A 21,238-nucleotide genomic window follows, 5' to 3' on the forward strand; every position below is an offset into this window, starting at 1 on the left:
AAGCGCCGCGTACGTTCATTCTGCGCTTATGTTGCCTTTATGTGTAGAGGTCAGAGAGGTGCCCCCCCCGCTGCCCCGCATGGCGGCGGCCCGGATGCCGGATCCGGAGATTTCCCTACGCTGATCATGTGACCACAGCAGACGACCGGGAGCGGCAGGCGGGGCGCGTACGGAAGCCGCCGACGAGCCCCGCGCACCTCCGGACGTGTCACGCCGCGTCCACGGCTGGTGGCGTGGAGTTCGCCCGCCTGCACATGAGCGCGACGATCCAGGGCAGGCGGACCGTAAGGGAGTTGCTTCTTCAAGGACTTCTCGATGAACCGACCGGATGAACCAATTGGGAGGTGCCTGCCGCTATGAGCGCGAAGGTGCTGGAGCGGTTTCCGGCGGGGGCTCCGCGCGGATCGTGGCCGGCAGAGGAGTACGCGGCGGCGCTGCGCGCCGAGGGTGAGCCCGCGACGGTCGTGATGGACCTGAAGTCGGACGCGTTCCTCGTGGTGGTGCCGGCCGACGAGGAGGACTGACCGAAACGCCGTCGCCGGGACCTCACACGCTGAGCGCCTCCCGCACCGACGCCTCGGCATCCTGGCCGCCCGCGCCGGACGAAGTGACCCGGCCGGCCTCCAGGACGTAGTAGCGCTGGGCTGCCCGCATCGCGAAGCCGACGTGCTGTTCGACCAGCAGGACACAGAGCCCGCCGCGCGCGGCCAGTGCCAGGATCGTCTCCTCGATCTCGGTCACCACCGACGGCTGGATGCCCTCGGTCGGCTCGTCGAGGAGCAGGATCCGGGGCTCCGTCACCAGGGCGCGGGCGATGGCCAGTTGCTGCCGCTGCCCGCCCGAGAGCAGTCCGGCGCGGCGGGTCGACAGGGCCCGCAGCGCCGGGAAGAGGTCCAGCGCCTCGTCGATCGCGGCCTTTCCACGTCGGCGTCCGTCGGCCACGAGCTGGAGGTTCTCGGCGGTCGTGAGGTGGGGGAACGCCTGCTGGCCCTGTGGGACGTATGCCATCCCGCGGGCCACCCGCTCGTGCGGCCTGCGGCGCGTGATGTCCTCGCCGTCGAGGCGGACCGTTCCGCTCAGAGGCGTCAGCAGCCCCACGGCGGCACGCAGCAGCGTGCTCTTGCCCGCGCCGTTGTGCCCGAGCACCGCGGCGACCCCGTCCTTCGGTACGTCGACGCTCACCCCGTGCAGCACGCTGCTGCGGTGGTAACCGACGCGGATGTCCTCGATCTCCAGCATCACGCCTCCTGTACCGCCACGCCGGTGACTGTCTCGGCGGCCGCGTGCCCGAGGTACACCTCCTGCACCTTCGGGTCGGCCTGCACCTCGGCCACCGTTCCCTCGCTGAGCAGTCGGCCCGCGTGCAGCACGCTCACGCTGCGCGCGAAGGACCGCATGAAGTCCATGTCGTGCTCGATGACGACGACGGTCCGCTCCGCGCTGATCCGCTCCAGCAGCTCACCGGTCGCCTGCCGTTCGTCGTGGCTCATCCCGGCCACCGGTTCGTCGAGCAGCAGCAGCCGTACGTCCTGCACCAGCAGCATGCCGATCTCCAGCCACTGCTTCTGCCCGTGCGCGAGCGTCCCGGCGGGGGAGCCGGCGAGTTTCGTGAGCCCGATCGTCTCCAGTGCTCGGGCGACCGGCTCGGGAACGTCGTTGCGGCGGCGCAGCATGGTCCACACGCTCCGGCCGGCGCCCGCCGCGATGTCCAGGTTCTGCAGGACCGTCAACTCCTCGAAGACGGTGGCCGTCTGGAACGTCCGTCCGATGCCGGACCGGGCGATCCGGTGCACACTCCGCCCGAGCAGCTCCGCACCGCCGAAGCGCACCGAGCCCTCCGCCTTCACCAGACCGGTGACGGCGTCGACGAGGGTCGTCTTGCCGGCGCCGTTCGGCCCGATGAGGAACCGCAGGTCCCCGGGCCGCACATCGAGGTCCACCCCGTCGACGGCGGTGAACCCGTCGAACGACACGCGCAGTTGATGTATCTCAAGCCCTGCCGGTTCACTCATGCCGCTTCTCCCACCGCAACGACGGCTGCTTTCCGCTGTCGATCCCTGCGCCGCCGCAGGACCCCGCCCAGCGAGGCCAGGCCGCCCGGCAGGAACGCCAGTGCCACGATGAACAGCAGCCCTTGAAAGTACGTCCAGGCTGCCGGGAACTCCTCCGACAGCGCCGTCTTCGCCCAGGCGACGCCGATCGCGCCGAGTACCGCGCCCACCAGGCTGGCACGTCCGCCGACCGCGGCGCCGATGACGAACTCGATGGACGGCACGATGCCGATCATCGCCGGGGAGATGATGCCGACGGCCGGTACGAACAGTGCGCCCGCGAGCCCGGCCATGCCCGCGGCGACGACGTATGCGACGAGCTTGACCTTCGCAGGGTCGTAGCCGAGGAAGCGCACCCGTTCCTCCGAGTCCCGTACGGCGACGAGGAGTTCGCCGTAGCGGCTGTGGATCAGCTGGCGGGCGAGGGCGATCAGGAGCAGCAAGGCGGCGGCGATGACGAAGTACACGGTCCGCTGGTTGACCGGGTCGTCGAGGTCGTAGCCGAAGAAGCCCTGGATGTCGGTGAGCCCGTTGGTGCCGCCGGTCGTGGCCTGCTGGCCGATCAGCCAGATGGCGAAGGCGGCGGCGAGGGCCTGGCTGAGGATGGCGAAGTAGGCGCCCTTGACCCGGCGTCGGAAGATGAACGAGCCGAGCAGCGCCGCGACGGCCATCGGCAGCAGCACGGTGGCGGCGAGAGCGAACGCCGGATTGGCGAACGGCCGCCACCACCAGGGGAGTTCGGTGGCCGTGCCGTACAGTTGCATGAAGTCGGGCAGGTTGCCCGGCCCGGCGTCGGCGATCTTCAGGTGCATCGCCATGGCGTAACCGCCGAGCCCGAAGAACAGGCCCTGGCCCAGGGTCAGCAGGCCACCGCGCCCCCAGGCCAGGCAGATGCCGACCGCGACCATGGCCGTGCACAGGTACTTGGCGAGCAGCCCGAGCCGGAAGTCGGTCAGCGCGAGCGGGGCGAGGGCGAAGAGCAGGACGGCGGCGCCCGCGAATCCGGCCCATGTCCGGGCGCGCCCGTGGAGAAGGGTCATACGAGACTCCTCGTACGCAGCGTGTACAGCCCCTGGGGCCGCCACTGGAGGAACGCGACGATGGCGACGAGCACCAGCACCTTGGCGACGCTGAGGGTGGTGGAGTACTCCAGGACCGATTGCAGCACGCCCAGCACGAAGGCGACGATCACCGTGCCCTTGAGCTGTCCGATCCCGCCGACCACGATCACCAGGAAGGCGTCGATGATGACGTTGGTGCCCATCGTCGGCCCGATCGGACCGACCAGGGTCAGCGCCACCCCGGCGATGCCCGCGAGACCGGAGCCGAGGAAGAAGGCGGTGCGGTCGACGCGGGCCGTGGAGATGCCGGACACCTCGGCGAGGTCCCGGTTCTGCACGACCGCCCGGATCCGGCGGCCGAGCGGTGTCAGCCGCAGCGTCAGCGTCAGCGCGACCACCGCCGCGACGGCGAGGCCCAGGATGAACAGCCGGCTGTTGGCGACGGTGAGCGGGTCCGCGCCGCCGATCAGAGTGACGTTCCCGGTGAGCCAGTCGGGCGCCCGGGTCTGCACGTTCGGCGCGCCGAAAATGTCCCGGGCGAGTTGCTGAAGCATCAGCGAGACACCCCAGGTGACGAGAAGGGTGTCGAGCGGCCGAAGATAAAGACGCCGTATCAGCAGCCATTCGAGCAGCGCGCCGAGGGCGCCCGAGACGATAAATGCGACGGGCAGGGCGACCAGCAGCGAAATTCCCGCGCCGGAAATGGACTTCTGCAGGACGTATGTGGTGTAGGCGCCCGCCATGATGAACTCGCCGTGGGCCATGTTGATGACGTTCATCTGGCCGAAGGTGAGCGAGAGGCCGAGCGCGATGAGCAGCAGGACGGCACCGATGCTGATGCCAGTGAAGGTCTGACCGAGGATCACGGTCATACGGCGGCTCCGGGGAGAGGGGCCGCCGTGGGCCACGCAGGGCCCACGGGCGGTGACGGGCGGTCAGGACAGGCCGGAGGCCCAGGAGTAGCCCTTGAGGTAAGGATCGGGCTCGACGGGCTTGCCCGAGTCCCACACCTCCTTGATCAGACCGTCGGTGCCGATCTCACCGATGCGGGCGGTCTTGTGGATGTGCTGGGTCGCTCCGTCGACGGTGACCTTGCCCTCGGGTGCCTCGAACGTGATGCCGTCGGATGCGGCCTTCACCTTCTCCGGGTCGAAGGAGCCGGCCTTCTCGACCATCGCCTTCCACAGGTGGACCGAGGTGTACGCGGCCTCCATCGGGTCACTGGTCGGCTTGTCCGCGCCGTACTTCGCCTTGTACGCCTTCACGAACTTCTCGTTCGCGGCGCCCGCGGTGGTCTGGTAGTAGTTCCAGGCCGTCAACTGGCCCGCCAGGTATTGCGAGCCGATCGACTTGACCTCCTCCTCGGCGATCGACACCGACACCACCGGCATGGACTTCGCGGTCAGTCCCGCCGACTTGTACTCCTTGAAGAACGCCACGTTCGAGTCGCCGTTGAGGGTGTTGAAGACGGCGTCCGCCTTCGACGCCTTCACCTTGTTGGCGATCGTGCTGAACTCCGTGGAACCGAGCGGCGCGTAGTCCTCGCCGAGGATCGTCATGCCGTTGGCCTTCGCATACGCTTGGATGATCTTGTTGGCGGTGCGCGGGAAGACATAGTCGCTGCCGACCAGGTAGAGCTTCTTCAATCCCTTGCTCTTGAGGTAGTCGAGCGCCGGGACGATCTGCTGGTTGGTGGTCGCGCCCGTGTAGAAGATGTACGGCGACTGCTCCAGGCCCTCGTACTGCACCGGGTAGAACAGCAGCGACTTGTTCTTCTCGAACACCGGCTTGACGGCCTTGCGGCTGGCGGAGGTCCAGCAGCCGAACGTGGCGGCGACCCGGTCCTCCTGGATCAGCTTCTGCGCCTTCTCGGCGAACGTCGGCCAGTCGGAGGCGCCGTCCTCGCTGATCGGCTGGATCTTCTTGCCGAGCACCCCGCCGGAGGCGTTGATCTCGTCGATCGCCAGCTTCAGCGAGTCGCGTACGGTCACCTCGCTGATGGCCATGGTGCCGGACAGTGAGTTGAGCAGACCGACCTTGACCGTGTCACCGCTGACGTCGGCCTTCGCGGCCTTGTCGGACGAGCCGGCCGCGTCGGTCTTCGCCCCGCACGCGGACAGTGCCACGACCGCCGCGAGCGCGGCGCCGCCGACCAGAAAACGGCGACGGAGAATACTGGAACCGCTGGACAAATGGACCCCCTCGGGTGTGGAGGAAGACAACCTCCTGAAGTGCGGTCCACAGCCTCAAGTCGCGTTGTTTCCAGGGTGTTTCGCGCGACTTTCCCCAAGGCAACAAAAAACGCCCCGGGGCTTGTTCCGTGCATTCGGAAACCGAATTCACAATGCGCCCGAGGCATTCTAGTTACTTTCTGTGGGAAGTATCTTGGTGTCGGCACAGCCATGTCAAGGGCGGGAACCGTGAAGATCGAGCTCGGTGAGAACGTCGAAGTCGCAACCGTCCGCGCGCGCCAGGTAGATCCGCTGCCGCACATGGCTGCCCCGCAGATGCAGCAGCCCGCGCGGCCCTTCGTACGACACGGTTTCGGCCGCCGCCCCGATCGCCGACACCTCCGGCGTCCCCGCCCGGCCGATGAGCGCGGCCAGCAACAGCACGCCCTCGTAACAGGATTCGCCGAGGCTGCCCAGCGCGGGCGCCTCGATGCCGTAGCGATCCGCGTACTCGCCGTGGAAGTCGAGCGTGTCCCGGTTGGCGAGCGAGGCGAAGAACCCGGCGGTGCTGTGCAGGTCGACGGTGGCCGAAGGGCCGCTCGCCATCAGCATGTTCTCGTCCATCAGCGTGCTCAGCCGCAGACAGCGCGCGTCCAGACCGCAGGCCGCGAACGCCCGGTTGAACCGCACCGCGTCGCTGCCGACCAGCAGCATCAGCACCGCGTCCGCGTCGGACCGCTCGATGCGGCGCAGTACGGGCTCGAAGTCGTGGGTGCCGAGCGGGAGATACACCTCTCCGGCGATGCTTCCGCCCGACTCGCGGACGAACGAGTGGGCCGCCCGTGCCGTGCGCCGCGGCCAGACGTAGTCGTTGCCGACGACGAACCATCGGCGCACCCGGCGTTCGAGCGCCAACAGGCCCATTGCGGGCCGCAGTTGGTCGCGAGGGGTCTCGCTGGTCAGGAACACGCCCGCGGTGTGCTCGCCGCCCTCGTACAGCGCGGTGTAGACGTACGGCACGCGATGGGCGATTCTCGGCACCAGCGCCTGTCGCACCGAAGAGATGTGCCAGCCCGTGACGCCCTGCACCACGCCCAGGTCCACCAAGGCCTCGACATGGTCGGCGATCTGCCGCGGCGACGCGCCGCCGTCGACGGGGACCAGCCGCAGTTCCCGGCCGAGGACCCCGCCCGCGCGGTTCACCCGCTCCGCGGCCAGCTGGGCGCACAGCTCGCAGGCCGGACCGAAGATCCCCGCCGGTCCCTGCATGGGGAACACCAGGGCCACCCCGAGCGCCGAGGCGTCGGCCGTGAACCATTCGGGAGCGGGAGGATCGTGCCGGAACATGGCGTCATGATTTCGGGTCCGCCAGGTGAACTCCAGTCCGTCTCATACGATGTGCACACCCGGTGAACTAGGAGCAGGATGTCCACCTCTTCGCGTCGGCCCCACGATCTGATGCAGCTCCTGACGCGGGCCGAGCGGCTGGCCGCGCGCCGCCTCCAGGCCGTCCTGGAGGAGGAGGGCTGCTCGGTGGAGGCCTGGCGGGTTCTCGCCCTGCTCTCCGACGGCTCGGGGCACCACATGACGGCCGTCGCCGAGGCGGCCTTCCTGCCGGCGCCGAGCCTGACCAAGCTCGTCGACCACCTCGTCGACCAGAACCTCGTCCACCGTCGGGTCGATCACCTCGACCGCCGCCGCATCCTCGCCCACCTCACCCCGCGCGGCCGGGAGTACTGGCGGCGTGTCGACCGGGCGGTCCGCGCGGACTGGCCGTCACTCGGGGACGGCGACGAGGAACTGCTGCGCGCCCTGCTGGAGCGCCTCGCCGCCACGCTGGACCGGAAGGCGTCCCGCGTGTGACGGGTGCGTCACGACACGTAGCCAGGCGGCCTCGGGCAAGCCGCCGAGCCGAGCGCACGGGCGTCGGACCTTGCCTACCCTGGAGGTGTGGCTCGTGCGAACGACGAGGTCGCCGCGCTGTTGGCCGAATACGCGGACCTGATCTCGATCACCGGAGGAGACGCGTTCAAGGCGCGCGTCTACGAGAAGGCCGCGCGTGCGATCGGCGGCTACCACGCCGATGTCTCCACGCTCGACGCCAAGGGCCTCAAGGAGATCCCCAACGTCGGCAAGTCGATCGCGGAGAAGGTCGTCGAGTACCTCCGTACCGGCCGTGTCTCCGTGGTCGAGGAACTACGCGCGAAAATCCCCGCCGGGGTCCGGCGGCTGACGGCCATCCCCACGCTCGGCCCGAAGAAGGCCCTGGCGCTCTACGAGGAGCTGGGCATCTCCTCCGTCGAGGAACTGACCGACGCCATCCACGAGGAGCGGCTGCGGGACCTCAAGGGCTTCGGCCCCAGGACGGAGGAGAAGATCCTGCACGGCATCGCGCTGCTGCAGTCCTCCGGGGACCGGGTGCTGATCGACGCCGCCATGGACGTCGCCGAAGGCGTCGTCGCGGAGCTGTCCCGGGTGACCGGCTGCCGACGGTGCACGTACGCCGGCTCGCTGCGCCGCCTGCGCGAGACCATCGGCGACATCGACGTCCTCACCGCGGCCGAGGAATCGGAGCCGCTGATGCGAGCCTTCACCGAGCTGCCGTACGTCATGGAGGTCATCGAGCAGGGCCCGACCAAGACATCGGTCCGCACCACCAAGGGCCTCGCCGTCGACCTGCGCGTCGTACCCCCGGACTCCTGGGGCGCGGCGCTCCAGTACTTCACCGGCTCCAAGGCGCACAACATCCGCACCCGGGAACTGGCCGTGCACCAGAAACTCAAGCTCTCCGAGTACGGGCTGTTCGACGTCGAGAGCGGGGAGAAGATCGTCTCCGAGACGGAGGAGGACGTGTACGACCGGCTCGGCCTGCCCTGGATCCCGCCGCCCCTGCGCGAGGACCGCGGCGAGATCGAGGCCGGGCTGAAAGGCGAACTCCCTGAACTGATCGAGGAGTCGGACATCCGGGGCGACCTGCACACCCACACCGACCTCACCGACGGCCTCGCCCCGCTGGAGGAAATGGTCGCCGCAGCCGCCGAACGCGGACACGCCTACTACGCGATCACCGATCACGCGCCGAACCTCTATATGCAGCGGATGACGGACGAGCGGATGCTGGCCCAGCGCGAGCATGTACGGGAGCTCGACGGGAAGTACGGCCGGCACGGCAAGCGCCGCGGCATGCGGCTGCTGCACGGCGTGGAGCTGAACATCGACCCCGACGGCGGCGTGGACTGGCCGGACGACTTCCTGGCCGGATTCGACCTGTGCGTGGCCTCGGTGCACTCGCACTTCAACCAGGAGCGCCAGGCGCTCACCCGTCGGCTCGTCCGGGCCTGCGAGAACCCGTACGTCAACATCATCGGCCACCCCACCACCCGCCTCATCGGCAAGCGGCCCGGCATCGACGCCGACCTCGACGCGGTCTTCGCCGCCTGCGCACGCACCGGCACGGCCCTGGAGATCAACTCCCATCCCGACCGGCTCGACCTGTGCGACGAGCACATCCTGTGGGCCAAGCGGCACGGGGTGAGGTTCGCCATCGACAGCGACGCCCACTCCGTCCTCCACCTGGCCCACCTCCGCTACGGCGTGGGCACGGCGCAACGCGGGTGGCTCACCAAGGACGACGTGATCAACACCTGGCCCCAGGCGCGACTGCAACGGTTCCTTCGCAAGGGCCGGACGGCGTGACCAACACGCCCCTGATCTGATCGGGCGTCAACTCCTCGGCATCCCAGATGCCTTGGCTGGTCTACACCCTTGACTGGTACAGACCAACGCGGTTGAGTGTGCTCCACACCCCCCACCACGGCCGCCCCCACGCCGTGGCCGGTATCACCGGCATGTGCGCACGAGGGCCGGCTCCGCCCTGCCCTCGACCGGGAGCGGCCGTGCACCGCAAAGGAGTTGACCCTGTGTCGAGGCGCCGTATCTCCGCAGTCCTGAGCTCACTCGCCCTCGCGGGCACCGCCCTCGCCCTCCAGCCGGCACCGACCGCGTCCGCCGCCGGATTCGTCGTCAGCGAGGCGCAGTTCAACCAGATGTTCCCGAACCGGAATTCCTTCTACACCTACAGCGGCCTCACCGCGGCCCTGAGCGCGTACCCCGCCTTCGCGAACACGGGCAGCGACACGGTGAAGAAGCAGGAGGCCGCCGCCTTCCTCGCCAACGTCAGTCACGAGACCGGCGGTCTGGTGCACATCGTGGAGCAGAACCAGGCCAACTACCCACACTACTGCGACTGGAGCCAGTCGTACGGCTGCCCCGCCGGCCAGGCCGCCTACTACGGCCGTGGCCCCATCCAGCTCAGCTGGAACTTCAACTACAAGGCCGCGGGCGACGCGCTCGGCCTGAACCTGCTGAACGACCCCTGGATGGTGCAGAACAACGCCTCCGTCGCCTGGAAGACGGGCCTGTGGTACTGGAACACCCAGACCGGCCCCGGCACCATGACCGGCCACAACGCCATGGTCAACCAAGCGGGCTTCGGCCAGACGATCCGCAGCATCAACGGCGCCCTGGAATGCGACGGCAAGAACCCCGCGCAGGTGCAGAGCCGCGTGTCCAACTACCAGCGGTTCACGCAGATTCTCGGGGTGTCGCCGGGCGGCAACCTCTACTGCTGACGCCGGAGCGTGTTTGACGTACTGCCCCAGGAGCTCTACGAGCCGCCTCGACGCGGATGACGACCAAGGTGATCGGCCGTGGCTGCTGCGTCTTGAGGTTCGTTGGGTAGGGTCATGGCTGATCATTGTCGCTGAGGAGGGGCGTCGAGGATGAGCGGCACGGTGACGGCAGTCAGCAGCAACGGCGAGTACTCGTTCACCAAGCCGAACCGGGACAGCATCACGTTGCTCGCCGGGCTCGGTGTGGAGGGCGACGTACATGCCGGTGTGACGGTCAAGCACCGCTCGCGGGTCGCCCAGGACCCCACCCAGCCGAACCTTCGCCAGGTCCACCTCATCCATGAAGAACTCTTCGCCGAGGTCGGCGCAGAGGGATTCAAGGTGGTGCCCGGTGACCTCGGGGAGAACATCACCACCCGTGGCATCGATCTGCTCGGCCTGCCGGCCGGCACGCTGCTGCGCATCGGCGAGGACGCAGTGCTGGAAGTGACCGGCCTGCGCAACCCGTGCCTGCAGATCGACAACTTCCAGGACGGACTGCTCAAGCAGGTCGTCGGTCGCGATGAAGCCGGAAACATCGTGCGCAAGGCCGGAATCATGAGCATCGTGAAGGAGGGCGGTGCGGTGCGCCCGGGCGACACGATCGAAGTAGAGCTTCCCAGCGAGCCGCACCGGCCCCTGGAGCGGGTCTGACGTCGCTCTCGCCTCCCTTCTGCGGCCTCCCGGCGAGTCGATCGAAGCATTCGCACCACGCCGGGAAGCGCGTTGCGAGTCCGGATCGAGGGCACCGAGACCCAGGCCCTGAGGGGGATCAGTGATCGCCATGCCCGGCATGCCGGTGGCCGGCCCGTCGGCGCGCCCCGGGCCGCAGGCGTGAGAACTTCGGTCCTGGCGGCGACTGGCGCCCGTCAGGTTTTACGTATAACCTCTCCGGTCAATCGCACGTCCGGAAAGGCCCCGATGAGACGCATCGCCCTGGTCACCCTCGTCGTCGACGACTACGACGAGGCGATCCGCTTCTACACCGAGGCCCTCGGTTTCCGGCTCGTCGAGGACGCGCCGCGTCCGGACGGCTCCCGCTGGGTCGTCGTCGCACCCGGGGCGGAGGCAGTCGGCACCGCCCTGCTGCTGGCCCGCGCCAAGGGCGAGGTGCAGCGCGACCGGGTCGGTGACCAGACCGGCGGGCGCGTCGGCTTCTTCCTGCACACCGACGACTTCGCCCGCGATCATGCCCGCATGCTTGCGGCGGGCGTGACCTTCCCGGAGCAGCCGCGGCACGAGCCGTACGGCACGGTCGCCGTCTTCCAGGACCTGTACGGCAACCGCTGGGACCTGCTCCAGCCCGCCGACTGACCTGCTCCTCCGCCCCCGGAGCGCCCCCTTCGAACCTCCCGCCAAGGAAAGACCCGCCATGACTGCTACGCGCGTAGACACAGACGCCATCCGCCGGCTCCCCAAGGCCGTGCTGCACGACCACCTCGACGGCGGTCTGCGCCCCGCCACCGTCGTGGAGCTCGCGGACGCGGTCGGCCACACCCTGCCCACCACCGACCCCGACGCGCTCGCCGCCTGGTACTACGACGCCGCGAACTCCGGCGACCTGGTCCGCTACATCGCCACCTTCGAGCACACCCTCGCCGTGATGCAGACCCGCGAGGGCCTGCTGCGCACCGCCGAGGAGTACGTCCTCGACCTCGCCGCGGACGGCGTCGTCTACGGCGAGGTGCGCTACGCACCCGAGCTGATGCTCAAGGGCGGGCTGACCCTGCCCGAAGTGGTCGAGACCGTGCAGGAGGGGCTGGCGGCGGGCATGGCCAAGGCGGCCGCCGCCGGGACGCCGGTCCGGGTGGGCACGTTGCTGTGCGGCATGCGGATGTTCGACCGCAGCCGGGAGATCGCCGACCTGGTGGTCGCCTTCCGGGACGCCGGTGTCGTCGGCTTCGACATCGCGGGCGCCGAGGACGGCTTCCCGCCCGCCGACCACCTCGCCGCCTTCGAGCACCTGCGCCGCGAGAACGTGCCGTTCACCATCCACGCCGGTGAGGCACACGGTCTGCCCAGCATCCACCAGGCCCTCCAGGTGTGCGGCGCCCAGCGCATCGGTCACGGAGTCCGCATCACCGACGACATCCACGACCTCGCGGCCGGCAAGCTCGGCCGCCTCGCCGGCTGGGTCCGCGACCGCCGGATCGCGCTGGAGATGTGTCCCACCTCCAACCTGCAGACCGGCGCCGCCACCTCCATCGCCGAGCACCCGATCACCGCGCTGAAGGACCTCGGCTTCCGCGTCACCCTCAACACCGACAACCGGCTCGTGTCGGGCACCACGATGACCCGGGAGATGTCCCTGCTGGTCGAGCAGGCGGGCTGGACGGTCGAGGACCTGCGCACGGTCACCGTGAACGCCGTCAAGAGCGCCTTCATCCCGTTCGACGAGCAGGGTGCCCTGATACGGGACGTCGTCCTGCCGGGCTACCCGGCCTGAAGCAGCCCCCGCACATAGGCGGCCTGTCCGACGTGCTGGAGATCGTCGGACAGGACGCTCACCAGCCGCACGCCGAGGCTGACCGGCGGGTCCCAGCGCTCGTCCACGATGCGTTCGAGGTCCTTTGCGGTCAGCCCGCGCACGAAGTCGAGCGTCTGGTCGTGCACGGCGTCGTAGTACCCGGTCAGCAGGTCACCGGAGTCGACCCGCACCTTGGCGACCTTCGCCGAGTTGTGCCCGTATCCCGTGTCGTCGCGCGGCAGGCCGAGCCCGAAGCGCTTGTCCCAGCCCTGGGCCGGCCAGACCTGGTCGAGCCCCGAGGCGTCGGCGATGTGGTCGTCCTGGACACGGGTGAGGTGCCAGACCAGCCACGCGATCGAGTTGGCGCGGGCGGAGGGGCGGGCGTTGAGGTCGTCGGCGCCCAGACCGTCGACGACGGCGTGGACTTCTTCCTGGATGCGGCTGTATCCGTCGCTGAGGATGTCCTTGGCATGCATACGCCCCACCATCGCCCATCGGCGGCGTTCATGCCTCCAGCAGCGCCATCAGGGCTCGGGCCGCGGGGCTCGTGGCCTGCGGGAGGGAGGAGGGCGACCGTCTCGTAGAGCGCCTCGCCGGTGCCCTTGAGGGGGAGGGCGGTGAGCGACTCCCGCTTGTACCGGAAGTGGTGCGGCACGACGGCGACGCCCAGGTTCTCGTCCAGCAGGTCGAGGAGGCTGTGCACCTCGTTCACCTCCAGCGCCACGGTCCGCTGCACGCCCGCCGCGGTGAAGGCGGCGTCGGTGATGCGACGCGGCCCCCAGTCGGGATGGAAGTCGACGAACACCTCGCCCCCCAGCTCCTCCGGAGTGACGGCCGCGCCGGCTGTGGCCAGCCGGTGGGCCGGATGGCACAGGACGGTCATCGGCTCGCTGGTCAGCGGTACGGAACGCAGCTGGTCGGAGTCGGGCTGGGTACGGACCGCGAACGCCAGGTCCAGCCGCCCCGCATCGATCTCCTCCGCCAGCGCCCCGGAACCCGCCTGGCGCAACCGGATCTCCACGTCCGGGTGACGCCGCCGGAACGCGGCGAGCAGCCCGGCGACATCCACCCCGGCGATGCACTGCTCGGTGCCCAGCGCGAGCGTGCCGCGCAGCACGCCCTGCACGGCGGCCACGGCCTCGTGTGCCGAGCGCACCTGTGCCAGGATGCGTTCCGCCTCGCCGAGCAGCGCACGGCCCGCCTCCGTGAGCGTCACCCGCCGGGTCGTCCGCACGAACAGCGGGGTCTGCAACTCCCGCTCCAGGGCCCGGATCGAGGCGGACAGGCCCGACTGGGACACCATCAGCCGTTCCGCGGCCCGGGTGAAGTGCTGGTCCTCGGCGACCGCGACGAAGTGCTGGAGGTGGCGCAGTTCCATGATTGAGAAGCGTACTCGCTGAATTCCATCGGATTCTTCTGTTGGACTGCTGCCCGTGGGCCGAGAAGGATGGAGAGCGGTTTTTCCCGGAACCGTTTCCTCGTGGGCCAACCTTTCTGGAGTCGCGTTGTACACCGCACACCCCGACCGCTACGCGGACATGCCCTATCGGCGCACCGGACGCAGCGGCCTGAAACTCCCCGCGCTGTCGCTCGGCCTGTGGCACAACTTCGGCCCGGACCGGCCGGTCGAGACCCAGCGAGCCATCCTGCGGCGCGCCTTCGACCTCGGCGTCACCCACTTCGACCTGGCCAACAACTACGGCCCGCCGCCCGGCGCGGCCGAGGCCGCCCTCGGCGAGGCACTGCGCGCCGACTTCACGCCGTACCGGGACGAGCTGGTCATCTCCACCAAGGCCGGCTACCTGATGTGGCCCGGCCCGTACGGCGAGTGGGGCTCCCGCAAGTACCTGTTGTCCTCGCTGGACCAGAGCCTGAAGCGGATGGGCCTGGACTACGTCGACATCTTCTACTCGCACCGCCCCGACCCCGCGACTCCGCTGGAGGAGACGATGGGGGCGCTGCACTCGGCCGTCCAGCAGGGCAAGGCGCTCTACGTCGGCGTCTCGAACTACTCCCCGGAGCAGACCCGGGAAGCCGCCCGGATCCTGGGCGAGCTGGGCACCCCGCTGCTGATCCACCAGCCGCGCTACTCGATGCTCGACCGGCGCCCCGAGGAGGGGCTCCTGGACGCGCTGGACGAGCTGCAGGTCGGCTCCATCGCCTACTCGCCGCTGGAGCAGGGCCTGCTGACCGCCCGCTACCTCGACGGCATCCCGGAGGACTCGCGGGCCGCGAGCGACAGCCCGTTCCTGAACTCCGACGCCGTGACCGAGGAGCTCGTGGGCCGGCTGCGCACCCTGGACGACATCGCCAAGTCCCGCGGCCAGTCCCTTGCCCAGATGGCACTGGCCTGGGTCCTGCGCGGCGGCCGGGTCACCTCCGCGCTGGTCGGCGCGAGCAGCCCGCGCCAGCTGGAGGACAGCGTCTCGGCGGTCCGCAACCTCGACTTCGATGCGGACGAACTGGCCAGGATCGACGCCGCCGTCAAGGCCTGACCACCCGATCCGGTGCCCGGAGGTGACCCACCGCCTCCGGGCACCGGCTTGCCGTGACGGAATTCCGGAAAGGGTTCCCGTCGATGGTCCCGCGGATCTTGACCCGTCCGCGAGCGCCGAAATAGGCGACGGATTCGCGCCAGGCGAGATATGTCCAGCCACCTTTGATCGGCTGCTCACACAGGGCTGCGGCGAATTCCGCATCCACGTTTCCGGTGGTTCCCCGCCCGCCGTGGTCTCACTGCCTTCCCACTGGAGACCTCGTCAACGGGAAAACTCGTCGCGGCCACCCGTTCGGCCCCGCTGCAGCCGAAGATCGTGCCCTGCGGCCTGCCCTCCCTCACCCGTCGCATTCCGGCCAATACGCGCGGTGAATATGCCAAGAGGCTGGCCGGAAAGGCATGGTGACAGTGGTTCAAGAGTGAAGATACTCGAACGCCAGGGACAGTTTCCCAGCACAGGATCCGCACCGAAAGCGAGGCGCCACCGGCAAGCGAGCAACGTAACGGGGGAGGCGGACGTGCACGACGAATTCCTGTGCCATGTCACGGCGTACGGCACCTGCGGCGGCCGGCGCATCGGCGTACCGCTCGGCACCTACCGGGCCCCCACCCTCGCCCTCGCGCTGTGGTGGCTGCGGGACCGCGCCACCTGGATCGCCGAGCGGCTGGACCCGCAGCCCGGCGACGGGCCCTACCCGCCGCACGCGCTCGTCCCGGTCGGCGACGCCGTGGCCGATGTGCCCGCCGCGCTGCGCGACTGGTGCGCGGACGTGCGTAGGCAGGAGCTGGTCGCCGAGGAGTTGGCGGCCGGGCGGCTGGTCAGGATCGCCACCAGTGACGACACCACGGAGTACGAACTGCTCGCCGAATCCGTCGACGCCCTGCGGATGCAGCGCACGATTCCGGCGCTGGTCGTGCCCGTCGCCTGATACGTGCCGGTGGCTGCGCGGACGGCGCTTTAACAGCGCACATATGGACGAATCGGTAGAATTTCCGCCATGGTGGAGCAGCCGGTCGCGTCGACAGCGCCCGAACTCGTCCTCGAAACCGAGACGGGCTCCACCGTGATGACCCCCGTCCGCGACTACCGCGTCGGACGCGACCCGCTGAGCGACATAGTCCTCGACGACGACCGGGTCTCCTGGCACCACGCGGTGCTGCGGCCCAACGGCGGCCACTGGACCCTGAAGGACGAGCACAGCACCAACGGCACCTACGCCGACGGCCGCCGCATCGACGCATGGGACGTCGGCCCCGGCAGCGTCATCCGCTTCGGCAACCCCACCGACGGCCCGCGCGCCGTCCTCGTCGGCCTCGCCGACCCGGCCCCGGAGCGCCCGTCGGCGGTCTCCCCCCCGCCCTCACCCACACCTTCCGGGAGCCCACCAGCGTACGGCCGCTGCCCCATCGGACCGTCCGCATCGGCCGCGACGAGGACAACGACCTGGTCGTCGACGACCTGCTCGTCTCGCGCCGGCACGCCGAGCTGCGCGCGCACACCGACGGGACGTACGAGATCGTCGACCTCGGCAGCCACAACGGCACATACCTCAACGGGCTGCAGGTCACCGCCGCCCTCATCAACCCCGGCGACATCGTCGGCATCGGACACTCGGACTTCTGCCTCGTCGGCGACCAGCTGCAGGAATACGTCGACACCGGCGAGATCTCCCTCGACGTACAGGACCTCACCGTCGTCGTCGACCGGGGCAGCAAGACGCTCCTCGACGACGTGTCGTTCCCGGTGGGGGAGAAGTGCCTGCTCGCGGTCGTCGGCCCGAGCGGCGCGGGAAAGTCCACGCTGCTGAACGCCCTGACCGGACAGCGCCCCGCCGACCATGGCACGGTCCTGTACGACGGACGCGACCTGTACCACGACTACGCAGAGCTGCGGCAGCGCATCGGCCTCGTCCCGCAGGACGACATCCTGCACGCCCAGCTGACCGTCCGCAGCGCCCTGACCTACGCCGCCGAGCTGCGCTTCCCACAGGACACCGCCAAGGCCGAGCGTCTCGCGCGCGTCGAGGAGGTGATCCGCGAACTGGGGCTGGAACAGCGCGCGAACCAGCCCGTGCACAGCCTCTCCGGCGGCCAGCGCAAACGGGTCAGCGTGGCGCTGGAGCTGCTGACCAAGCCGTCGCTGCTCTTCCTCGACGAGCCGACCTCCGGCCTGGACCCCGGCATGGACCGCTCGGTGATGCACATGCTGCGCGGCCTCGCCGACGACGGCCGGACCGTCATCGTCGTCACGCACAGCGTCCTCAGCCTCGATGTCTGCGACCGGCTGCTCGTCCTGGCGCCGGGCGGCACGGTGGCCTACTTCGGCCCGCCCGGCGACGCCCTCGCCTTCTTCGGCTTCGCCCACTGGCCGGAGGCCTTCGAGGCGTTCGAGCGGGACCGCGACCGGGACTGGGCGGGGGAGTACCGCGACTCGCCCTTCCACCGGCAGTACATCGCGGACGCGACCGCACAGCCGCGGCGGCCCCGCGAGGGCCCGGTCATCGTCGGCCCGCCGCCCAGACCGCGCCACTGGAGCGCCCAACTCATCACGCTGGTCCGCCGCTACACGGCCGCGCTCAGCGCCGACCGCACCTTCCTCCTCGTCATGATCGCCCTGCCCTTCGTCATGGGCGGCATGGCCCGCGCCCTGGCGGGCAGTGAGCTGACCCGGCGGTCGGCGATGAACGCACTGCTCATCCTCTGCGTCGGCGGTGTGCTCACCGGTGCGGCCAACGCCGTGCGCGAGATCGTCAAGGAACGTGTGATCTACCAGCGTGAGCGGGCCGTCGGCCTGTCCAGATCGGCGTACCTGATGTCCAAGGTGGTCGTGCTCGGCACGGTCACCGTGCTGCAGGCCGTCGTGCTGACCCTGGTCGGCCTGCTCGGCGTCGATCTCAACGCACCGGGCGGACGGGGCGTGGTGATGCCGCCCCTTGTGGAGATCACCATCGCCGTCGCCCTGCTGGCTTTCACGGCGATGATGCTCGGTCTGGTGGTCTCCGCGCTGGTGCGCAAGGAAGAGGTGACGATGCCGCTGCTCGTGCTGCTCGCCCTCGTCCAGGTCGTCTTCTGCGGCGCTCTGCTGCAGCTGGACGGTGTGCCGGGACTGGAGCAGGTGGCCTGGCTGGTGCCCGCGCGGTGGGCGCTCGGCGCGATGGCCGCCACCATCGACCTGGCCCGCGTCTCGCCCGGCGACCTGACCGGCGATCCCCTGTTCGAGCATGCGGTCGGAGTGTGGCTGCTCGACATCGGCATGCTCGTCGTTCTGTCGGTGGTGTTCGGCTACGTGGTGTCCCGGCTGCTGCGCCGCCGCGAGCCCGTCGTGATGCGGAAGTAGGTCCCGGCCATGGCGAGCCCCGGGTTCCGGCCCACCCACGTCGTCCCCCGGCACGGGATGCCCGCCTGGGAGTCGCCCGACCCCGCCCGGCCCACCGTGCCCCTCGATCCGCTGCTGCCGGTCCAGCTGGTCGAGCGGCGCGGCGACTGGGGGCGGATCCTGTGCGCCAACGGCTGGTCGGCCTGGGTCGACGGCCGGTACCTGGTCGCCGTGCCCGAGGACCCGCCCACCGAGCACCAACCGCTCGCCACCACCGCCGACCCCCGGCCACTGCTCGCCCGCGCGGAGCGGGCACTTGCCCGCTACCGGGCGGCCGTCGAGGACCTGGCGGCCGGCGGGCTCGACGGCGAGTCCTTCCGCGACCGGACCCAGGGAGCGCGGATCGGAGTGGTCGTCGACGGGGAGTCCGTGTGGCTGTACGACGCCGAGGGCGGGCAGTGGGCGTACAGCGACGGAGCGCGGCTGAGCACCTACGCGGCGGACGAGGTGCCGCGCGCCACCGAGGATCCCGGCCGCGCCCCCACTCGGGTCGTGACATCCGACGGTGAGACCTGATGGTGGGCGACACCGGCCTGTTCTCCGGGCGGCCCTCCGAACTGATCGGACGGCAGGTCGCCGGCTACCGGATCGAGCACGAACTCGGCCGCGGCGGCATGGCCGTCGTCTACCGCGCCCGCGACCTGCGCCTGGACCGCACCGTCGCGCTCAAGCTGCTCGCCCCCGAACTCGCCCGCAACGACACCTTCCGGCGGCGCTTCAGCCATGAGTCCCGGGCGGCCGCCGCGATCGACCATCCGCACATCGTGCCGGTCTTCGAGGCGGGTGAGACGGACGGCGTCCTGTACATCGCCATGCGCTACGTCGCCGGCAGCGACCTGCGCCATCTGCTCGACCGGCAGGGCCCGTTGCCGCCCGCGACCGCCGTCCGCATCGCGGCGCAGGTCGCCTCCGCGCTGGATGCCGCCCACGAGCACGGGCTGGTCCACCGGGACGTCAAACCCGGCAACATCCTGGTGGCCCGCGGCACCGACAGCGACCACCCCGAACACGTCTACCTCACCGACTTCGGTCTGACGAAGAAGTCGCTGTCCCTGACCGGCTTCACCACGGTGGGACAGTTCATCGGCACCCTCGACTACGTCGCCCCCGAGCAGATCGCGGGCCGCCCCGTGGACGGCCGGTGCGACGTCTACGGCCTCGCCTGCGTGGTCTACGAGTGCCTGGCCGGCCACCCGCCGTTCCGCCGTGACGACGACATGGCGCTGCTGTGGGCCCACCAGTACGACCCGCCACCGCCCCTGACCGAGGCCCGCCCCGAACTCGCCGAACCTGTCGACTTGGTCTTCGGCCGCGCCCTGGCCAAGGTCCCCGACGAACGGTACGACTCCTGCCTGGCCTTCGTCACGGACCTGCGCACCACCCTGGCCGGTGTCAGGAACGGCGCCCACCCGCCGACCGAGGCCGACCCGAGGGTCCCCCCGAAGCCGCCACCGCACTGGGCCGAGCCCGTCGTCGGCCGCCGTCTTTAGGGCCGGTTCGTAGACCGCCGCCGGGTCGGGCAGCCCCCTGAGGGGGCGCGGGGAACTGCGCGACCAGCCACGACGGTGCCGCAGACGACCGACGGCACATCGCGGCACTTCCAGCGGAGCGCTCAGGCGGCCGCACCCCGCCGCCGCACCCTTGCGGCCGGCAGCGCGCCCAGGAAGCCGGCCACCAGACCCCACAGCACGGCCAGGCCCACCGCCGTCCAGATCCGGGGCCGCAGAAACAGTTCTCCCGCGAGAAAGCCGCCCAGGTCGCCGATGCCGAGCACGGACAGGCCGTACGACGCGAAGATCCGGCCGACCAGGCAGATCATCAGCACTGTGAGGGCCAGCGCGACCGCCATGTGCACGGCGTGCCGCCAGGCCCGCAGCCGGGCCGGAGAACGCGCCGCCATCACGAACGCGGCCGCCGGCACCAGCACCGCGGCGGCCACCACCAGCCACCACACCCGGCCGTCGTGCTCGGCGAGCGTGCCCACATTGAGCACGGCGACGTCCGAGGAGCGCAGCACCTCGTCGAGGACACGCGGCATCGGCAGCTCGAACGGCCCCTCCACGCGGCCGTCCCAGGTGGCGCCCAGGCCGATCGTGAACGCGAGCCACACCAGGTTCGGCAGACCCAGCAGGATCACGGCGAACGTCTCGGCCGGGTGCCCGCGCGTCGCCGCGATGACCAGGCCGATGACGACGCCGAGCACGACGTACGTGAGGAGGAGGGCGACCATGGCGTACGCGGCCGGGCGCACCGACTCCCGGAACCGCAGCAGCCTGCCCGGCAGCGGAGCTCCGGGCGCCACCAGCAGTGCCAGCACCAGCACGCCGGCCAGCCACAGCAGCCCGAAGACCAGCGTCACCGGCACGTCCGTGGTGAAGCCCACCTCGGGCGAGATGCCGAACAGATCGGTGATGTCGCTGATCGCGTCCTCGCCGAGGGCGACGGTGAACGTCTGCCGGGCCCCGAGGGCCAGTCCGAGCAGCGCGAGCAGCCACAGAACGGCGATTCTGGCGGCCCACCCGCCCAGCTCCCCGGCACCGGCCACCGCCCGGTGCCGCAGCGGTCGCAGGAATCCCACGGCGACCACCAGGGCCCCGGCGAGCGTCACCGACAGCGGAATCACGGTCAGCCCCGCCTCGGTCTCGGCGAAGCCCCCGACGTCCCCCGACAGCTCGACGGCGCCGCCCACTGCCGTGACGACGGTCGCGGCAGCCACCCGCGGGAACGCGCCGTCCGGGAGGTCGGCGGCCCCCGCCGCCCACAGGCCCAGCGTGGCGGTGATCCCCATGGCGATCATTCCCGCCAGCACGACGGCGACGGCCTGCACCCAGCCGTGGCGGGCGGCGGCCTGCTCGGAGGGGATGCGCGGGCTCACCTTGTCACGCTAAGCAGCACCGGCACCGGGCGCGCGCCGGGAGGTCCGTCCGCGTCGGCTTGCGGGCCGT

19 protein-coding genes and 3 pseudogenes are annotated in these 21,238 nt (G+C 70.2%); 12 read left to right on the forward strand and 10 right to left on the reverse strand.

The window, feature by feature from the left end; all coding sequences use genetic code 11:
• The first annotated feature begins 356 nt into the window (after positions 1–356).
• Positions 357–524, forward strand: a complete 168-nt coding sequence (locus StrepF001_RS45475) for a hypothetical protein (RefSeq protein ID WP_165396201.1) — start codon at positions 357–359, stop codon at positions 522–524.
• 22 nt (positions 525–546) lie between these two features.
• On the opposite strand, the gene urtE is transcribed toward StrepF001_RS45475, so the two are convergent.
• The 6 genes from urtE to StrepF001_RS08745 form a co-directional block, all read right to left on the reverse strand.
• A complete protein-coding gene (gene urtE / locus StrepF001_RS08720; protein ID WP_129797726.1) occupies positions 547–1,239 on the reverse strand; it encodes an urea ABC transporter ATP-binding subunit UrtE in 693 nt (230 codons plus the stop codon).
• Entirely contained in the window at positions 1,239–2,012 is a 774-nt protein-coding gene (gene urtD, locus StrepF001_RS08725; protein WP_129797727.1) for an urea ABC transporter ATP-binding protein UrtD, read from the reverse strand. The genes urtE and urtD overlap by 1 nt, the downstream gene beginning before the upstream one ends.
• The gene (urtC, locus tag StrepF001_RS08730) at positions 2,009–3,091 is read right to left on the reverse strand and encodes an urea ABC transporter permease subunit UrtC (protein WP_129797728.1); all 1,083 of its coding nucleotides are present in this window, start codon (positions 3,089–3,091) and stop codon (positions 2,009–2,011) included. The genes urtD and urtC overlap by 4 nt, the downstream gene beginning before the upstream one ends.
• The gene (gene urtB, locus StrepF001_RS08735) at positions 3,088–3,984 is read right to left on the reverse strand and encodes an urea ABC transporter permease subunit UrtB (RefSeq protein ID WP_129797729.1); all 897 of its coding nucleotides are present in this window, start codon (positions 3,982–3,984) and stop codon (positions 3,088–3,090) included. Before urtB ends, urtC begins: the two co-directional genes overlap by 4 nt.
• 63 nt (positions 3,985–4,047) lie before the next feature.
• Entirely contained in the window at positions 4,048–5,304 is a 1,257-nt protein-coding gene (urtA, locus tag StrepF001_RS08740) for an urea ABC transporter substrate-binding protein (RefSeq protein ID WP_129797730.1), read from the reverse strand.
• A gap of 213 nt (positions 5,305–5,517) precedes the next feature.
• Positions 5,518–6,630, reverse strand: a complete 1,113-nt coding sequence (locus StrepF001_RS08745; protein ID WP_129797731.1) for a substrate-binding domain-containing protein — start codon at positions 6,628–6,630, stop codon at positions 5,518–5,520.
• 78 nt (positions 6,631–6,708) lie between these two features.
• Between StrepF001_RS08745 and StrepF001_RS08750 the strand changes: the two genes are divergently transcribed.
• The 6 genes from StrepF001_RS08750 to StrepF001_RS08775 all read left to right on the forward strand — a co-directional run bounded on the left by StrepF001_RS08750 (position 6,709) and on the right by StrepF001_RS08775 (position 12,399).
• Positions 6,709–7,146: a MarR family transcriptional regulator gene (locus tag StrepF001_RS08750; protein WP_129797732.1), complete on the forward strand. Its 438-nt coding sequence runs from the start codon at positions 6,709–6,711 to the stop codon at positions 7,144–7,146.
• An 87-nt stretch (positions 7,147–7,233) separates the two neighbouring features.
• Positions 7,234–8,979 (forward strand): DNA polymerase/3'-5' exonuclease PolX, encoded by a 1,746-nt coding sequence (polX, locus tag StrepF001_RS08755; protein ID WP_129797733.1) that lies wholly within the window; start codon positions 7,234–7,236, stop codon positions 8,977–8,979.
• A gap of 224 nt (positions 8,980–9,203) precedes the next feature.
• Complete coding sequence (locus StrepF001_RS08760; RefSeq protein ID WP_129797734.1) at positions 9,204–9,914, forward strand: chitinase; 711 nt, start codon at positions 9,204–9,206, stop codon at positions 9,912–9,914.
• Between the two features lie 150 nt (positions 9,915–10,064).
• On the forward strand, positions 10,065–10,607 hold the full coding sequence (locus tag StrepF001_RS08765) for an MOSC domain-containing protein (protein ID WP_129797735.1): 543 nt from the start codon (positions 10,065–10,067) through the stop codon (positions 10,605–10,607).
• Between the two features lie 267 nt (positions 10,608–10,874).
• Entirely contained in the window at positions 10,875–11,267 is a 393-nt protein-coding gene (locus StrepF001_RS08770; RefSeq protein ID WP_129797736.1) for a VOC family protein, read from the forward strand.
• Between the two features lie 58 nt (positions 11,268–11,325).
• Positions 11,326–12,399, forward strand: coding sequence for an adenosine deaminase (locus StrepF001_RS08775; protein ID WP_129797737.1), 1,074 nt, complete (start codon positions 11,326–11,328; stop codon positions 12,397–12,399).
• Here the strand turns inward: StrepF001_RS08775 and StrepF001_RS08780 are convergent.
• Both StrepF001_RS08780 and StrepF001_RS08785 read right to left on the reverse strand, forming a co-directional pair.
• Positions 12,387–12,896 (reverse strand): DinB family protein, encoded by a 510-nt coding sequence (locus StrepF001_RS08780; RefSeq protein WP_129797738.1) that lies wholly within the window; start codon positions 12,894–12,896, stop codon positions 12,387–12,389. The two genes, StrepF001_RS08775 and StrepF001_RS08780, sit on opposite strands and share 13 nt — an antisense overlap.
• Before the next feature lie 28 nt (positions 12,897–12,924).
• Positions 12,925–13,798: pseudogene (locus tag StrepF001_RS08785) on the reverse strand (LysR substrate-binding domain-containing protein).
• A gap of 127 nt (positions 13,799–13,925) precedes the next feature.
• Between StrepF001_RS08785 and mgrA the strand changes: the two are divergent.
• A complete protein-coding gene (gene mgrA / locus StrepF001_RS08790) occupies positions 13,926–14,915 on the forward strand; it encodes an L-glyceraldehyde 3-phosphate reductase (protein ID WP_129797739.1) in 990 nt (329 codons plus the stop codon).
• Positions 14,916–14,973: 58 nt separating this feature from the next.
• Here mgrA and StrepF001_RS08795 read toward each other — a convergent pair.
• Positions 14,974–15,123, reverse strand: a pseudogene (locus StrepF001_RS08795) (DUF1905 domain-containing protein); the annotation flags it as partial.
• Between the two features lie 312 nt (positions 15,124–15,435).
• Here StrepF001_RS08795 and StrepF001_RS08800 point away from each other — a divergent pair.
• The 4 genes and pseudogenes from StrepF001_RS08800 to StrepF001_RS08815 all read left to right on the forward strand — a co-directional run bounded on the left by StrepF001_RS08800 (position 15,436) and on the right by StrepF001_RS08815 (position 19,783).
• The gene (locus StrepF001_RS08800) at positions 15,436–15,846 is read left to right on the forward strand and encodes a hypothetical protein (RefSeq protein ID WP_129797741.1); all 411 of its coding nucleotides are present in this window, start codon (positions 15,436–15,438) and stop codon (positions 15,844–15,846) included.
• 69 nt (positions 15,847–15,915) lie between these two features.
• Positions 15,916–18,254, forward strand: a pseudogene (locus StrepF001_RS08805) (FHA domain-containing protein).
• Positions 18,255–18,263: 9 nt separating this feature from the next.
• Positions 18,264–18,809: a hypothetical protein gene (locus StrepF001_RS08810; RefSeq protein WP_129797742.1), complete on the forward strand. Its 546-nt coding sequence runs from the start codon at positions 18,264–18,266 to the stop codon at positions 18,807–18,809.
• On the forward strand, positions 18,809–19,783 hold the full coding sequence (locus StrepF001_RS08815; protein ID WP_129797743.1) for a serine/threonine-protein kinase: 975 nt from the start codon (positions 18,809–18,811) through the stop codon (positions 19,781–19,783). The genes StrepF001_RS08810 and StrepF001_RS08815 overlap by 1 nt, the downstream gene beginning before the upstream one ends.
• 122 nt (positions 19,784–19,905) lie before the next feature.
• Here StrepF001_RS08815 and StrepF001_RS08820 read toward each other — a convergent pair whose 3' ends face one another.
• A complete protein-coding gene (locus StrepF001_RS08820) occupies positions 19,906–21,168 on the reverse strand; it encodes a streptophobe family protein (protein WP_129797744.1) in 1,263 nt (420 codons plus the stop codon).
• Between the last annotated feature and the right edge of the window lie 70 nt (positions 21,169–21,238).

Origin of the sequence: Streptomyces sp. F001 (assembly GCF_004187715.1) — a bacterium.
Classification (GTDB): Bacteria; Actinomycetota; Actinomycetes; order Streptomycetales; family Streptomycetaceae; genus Streptomyces; species Streptomyces flavusporus.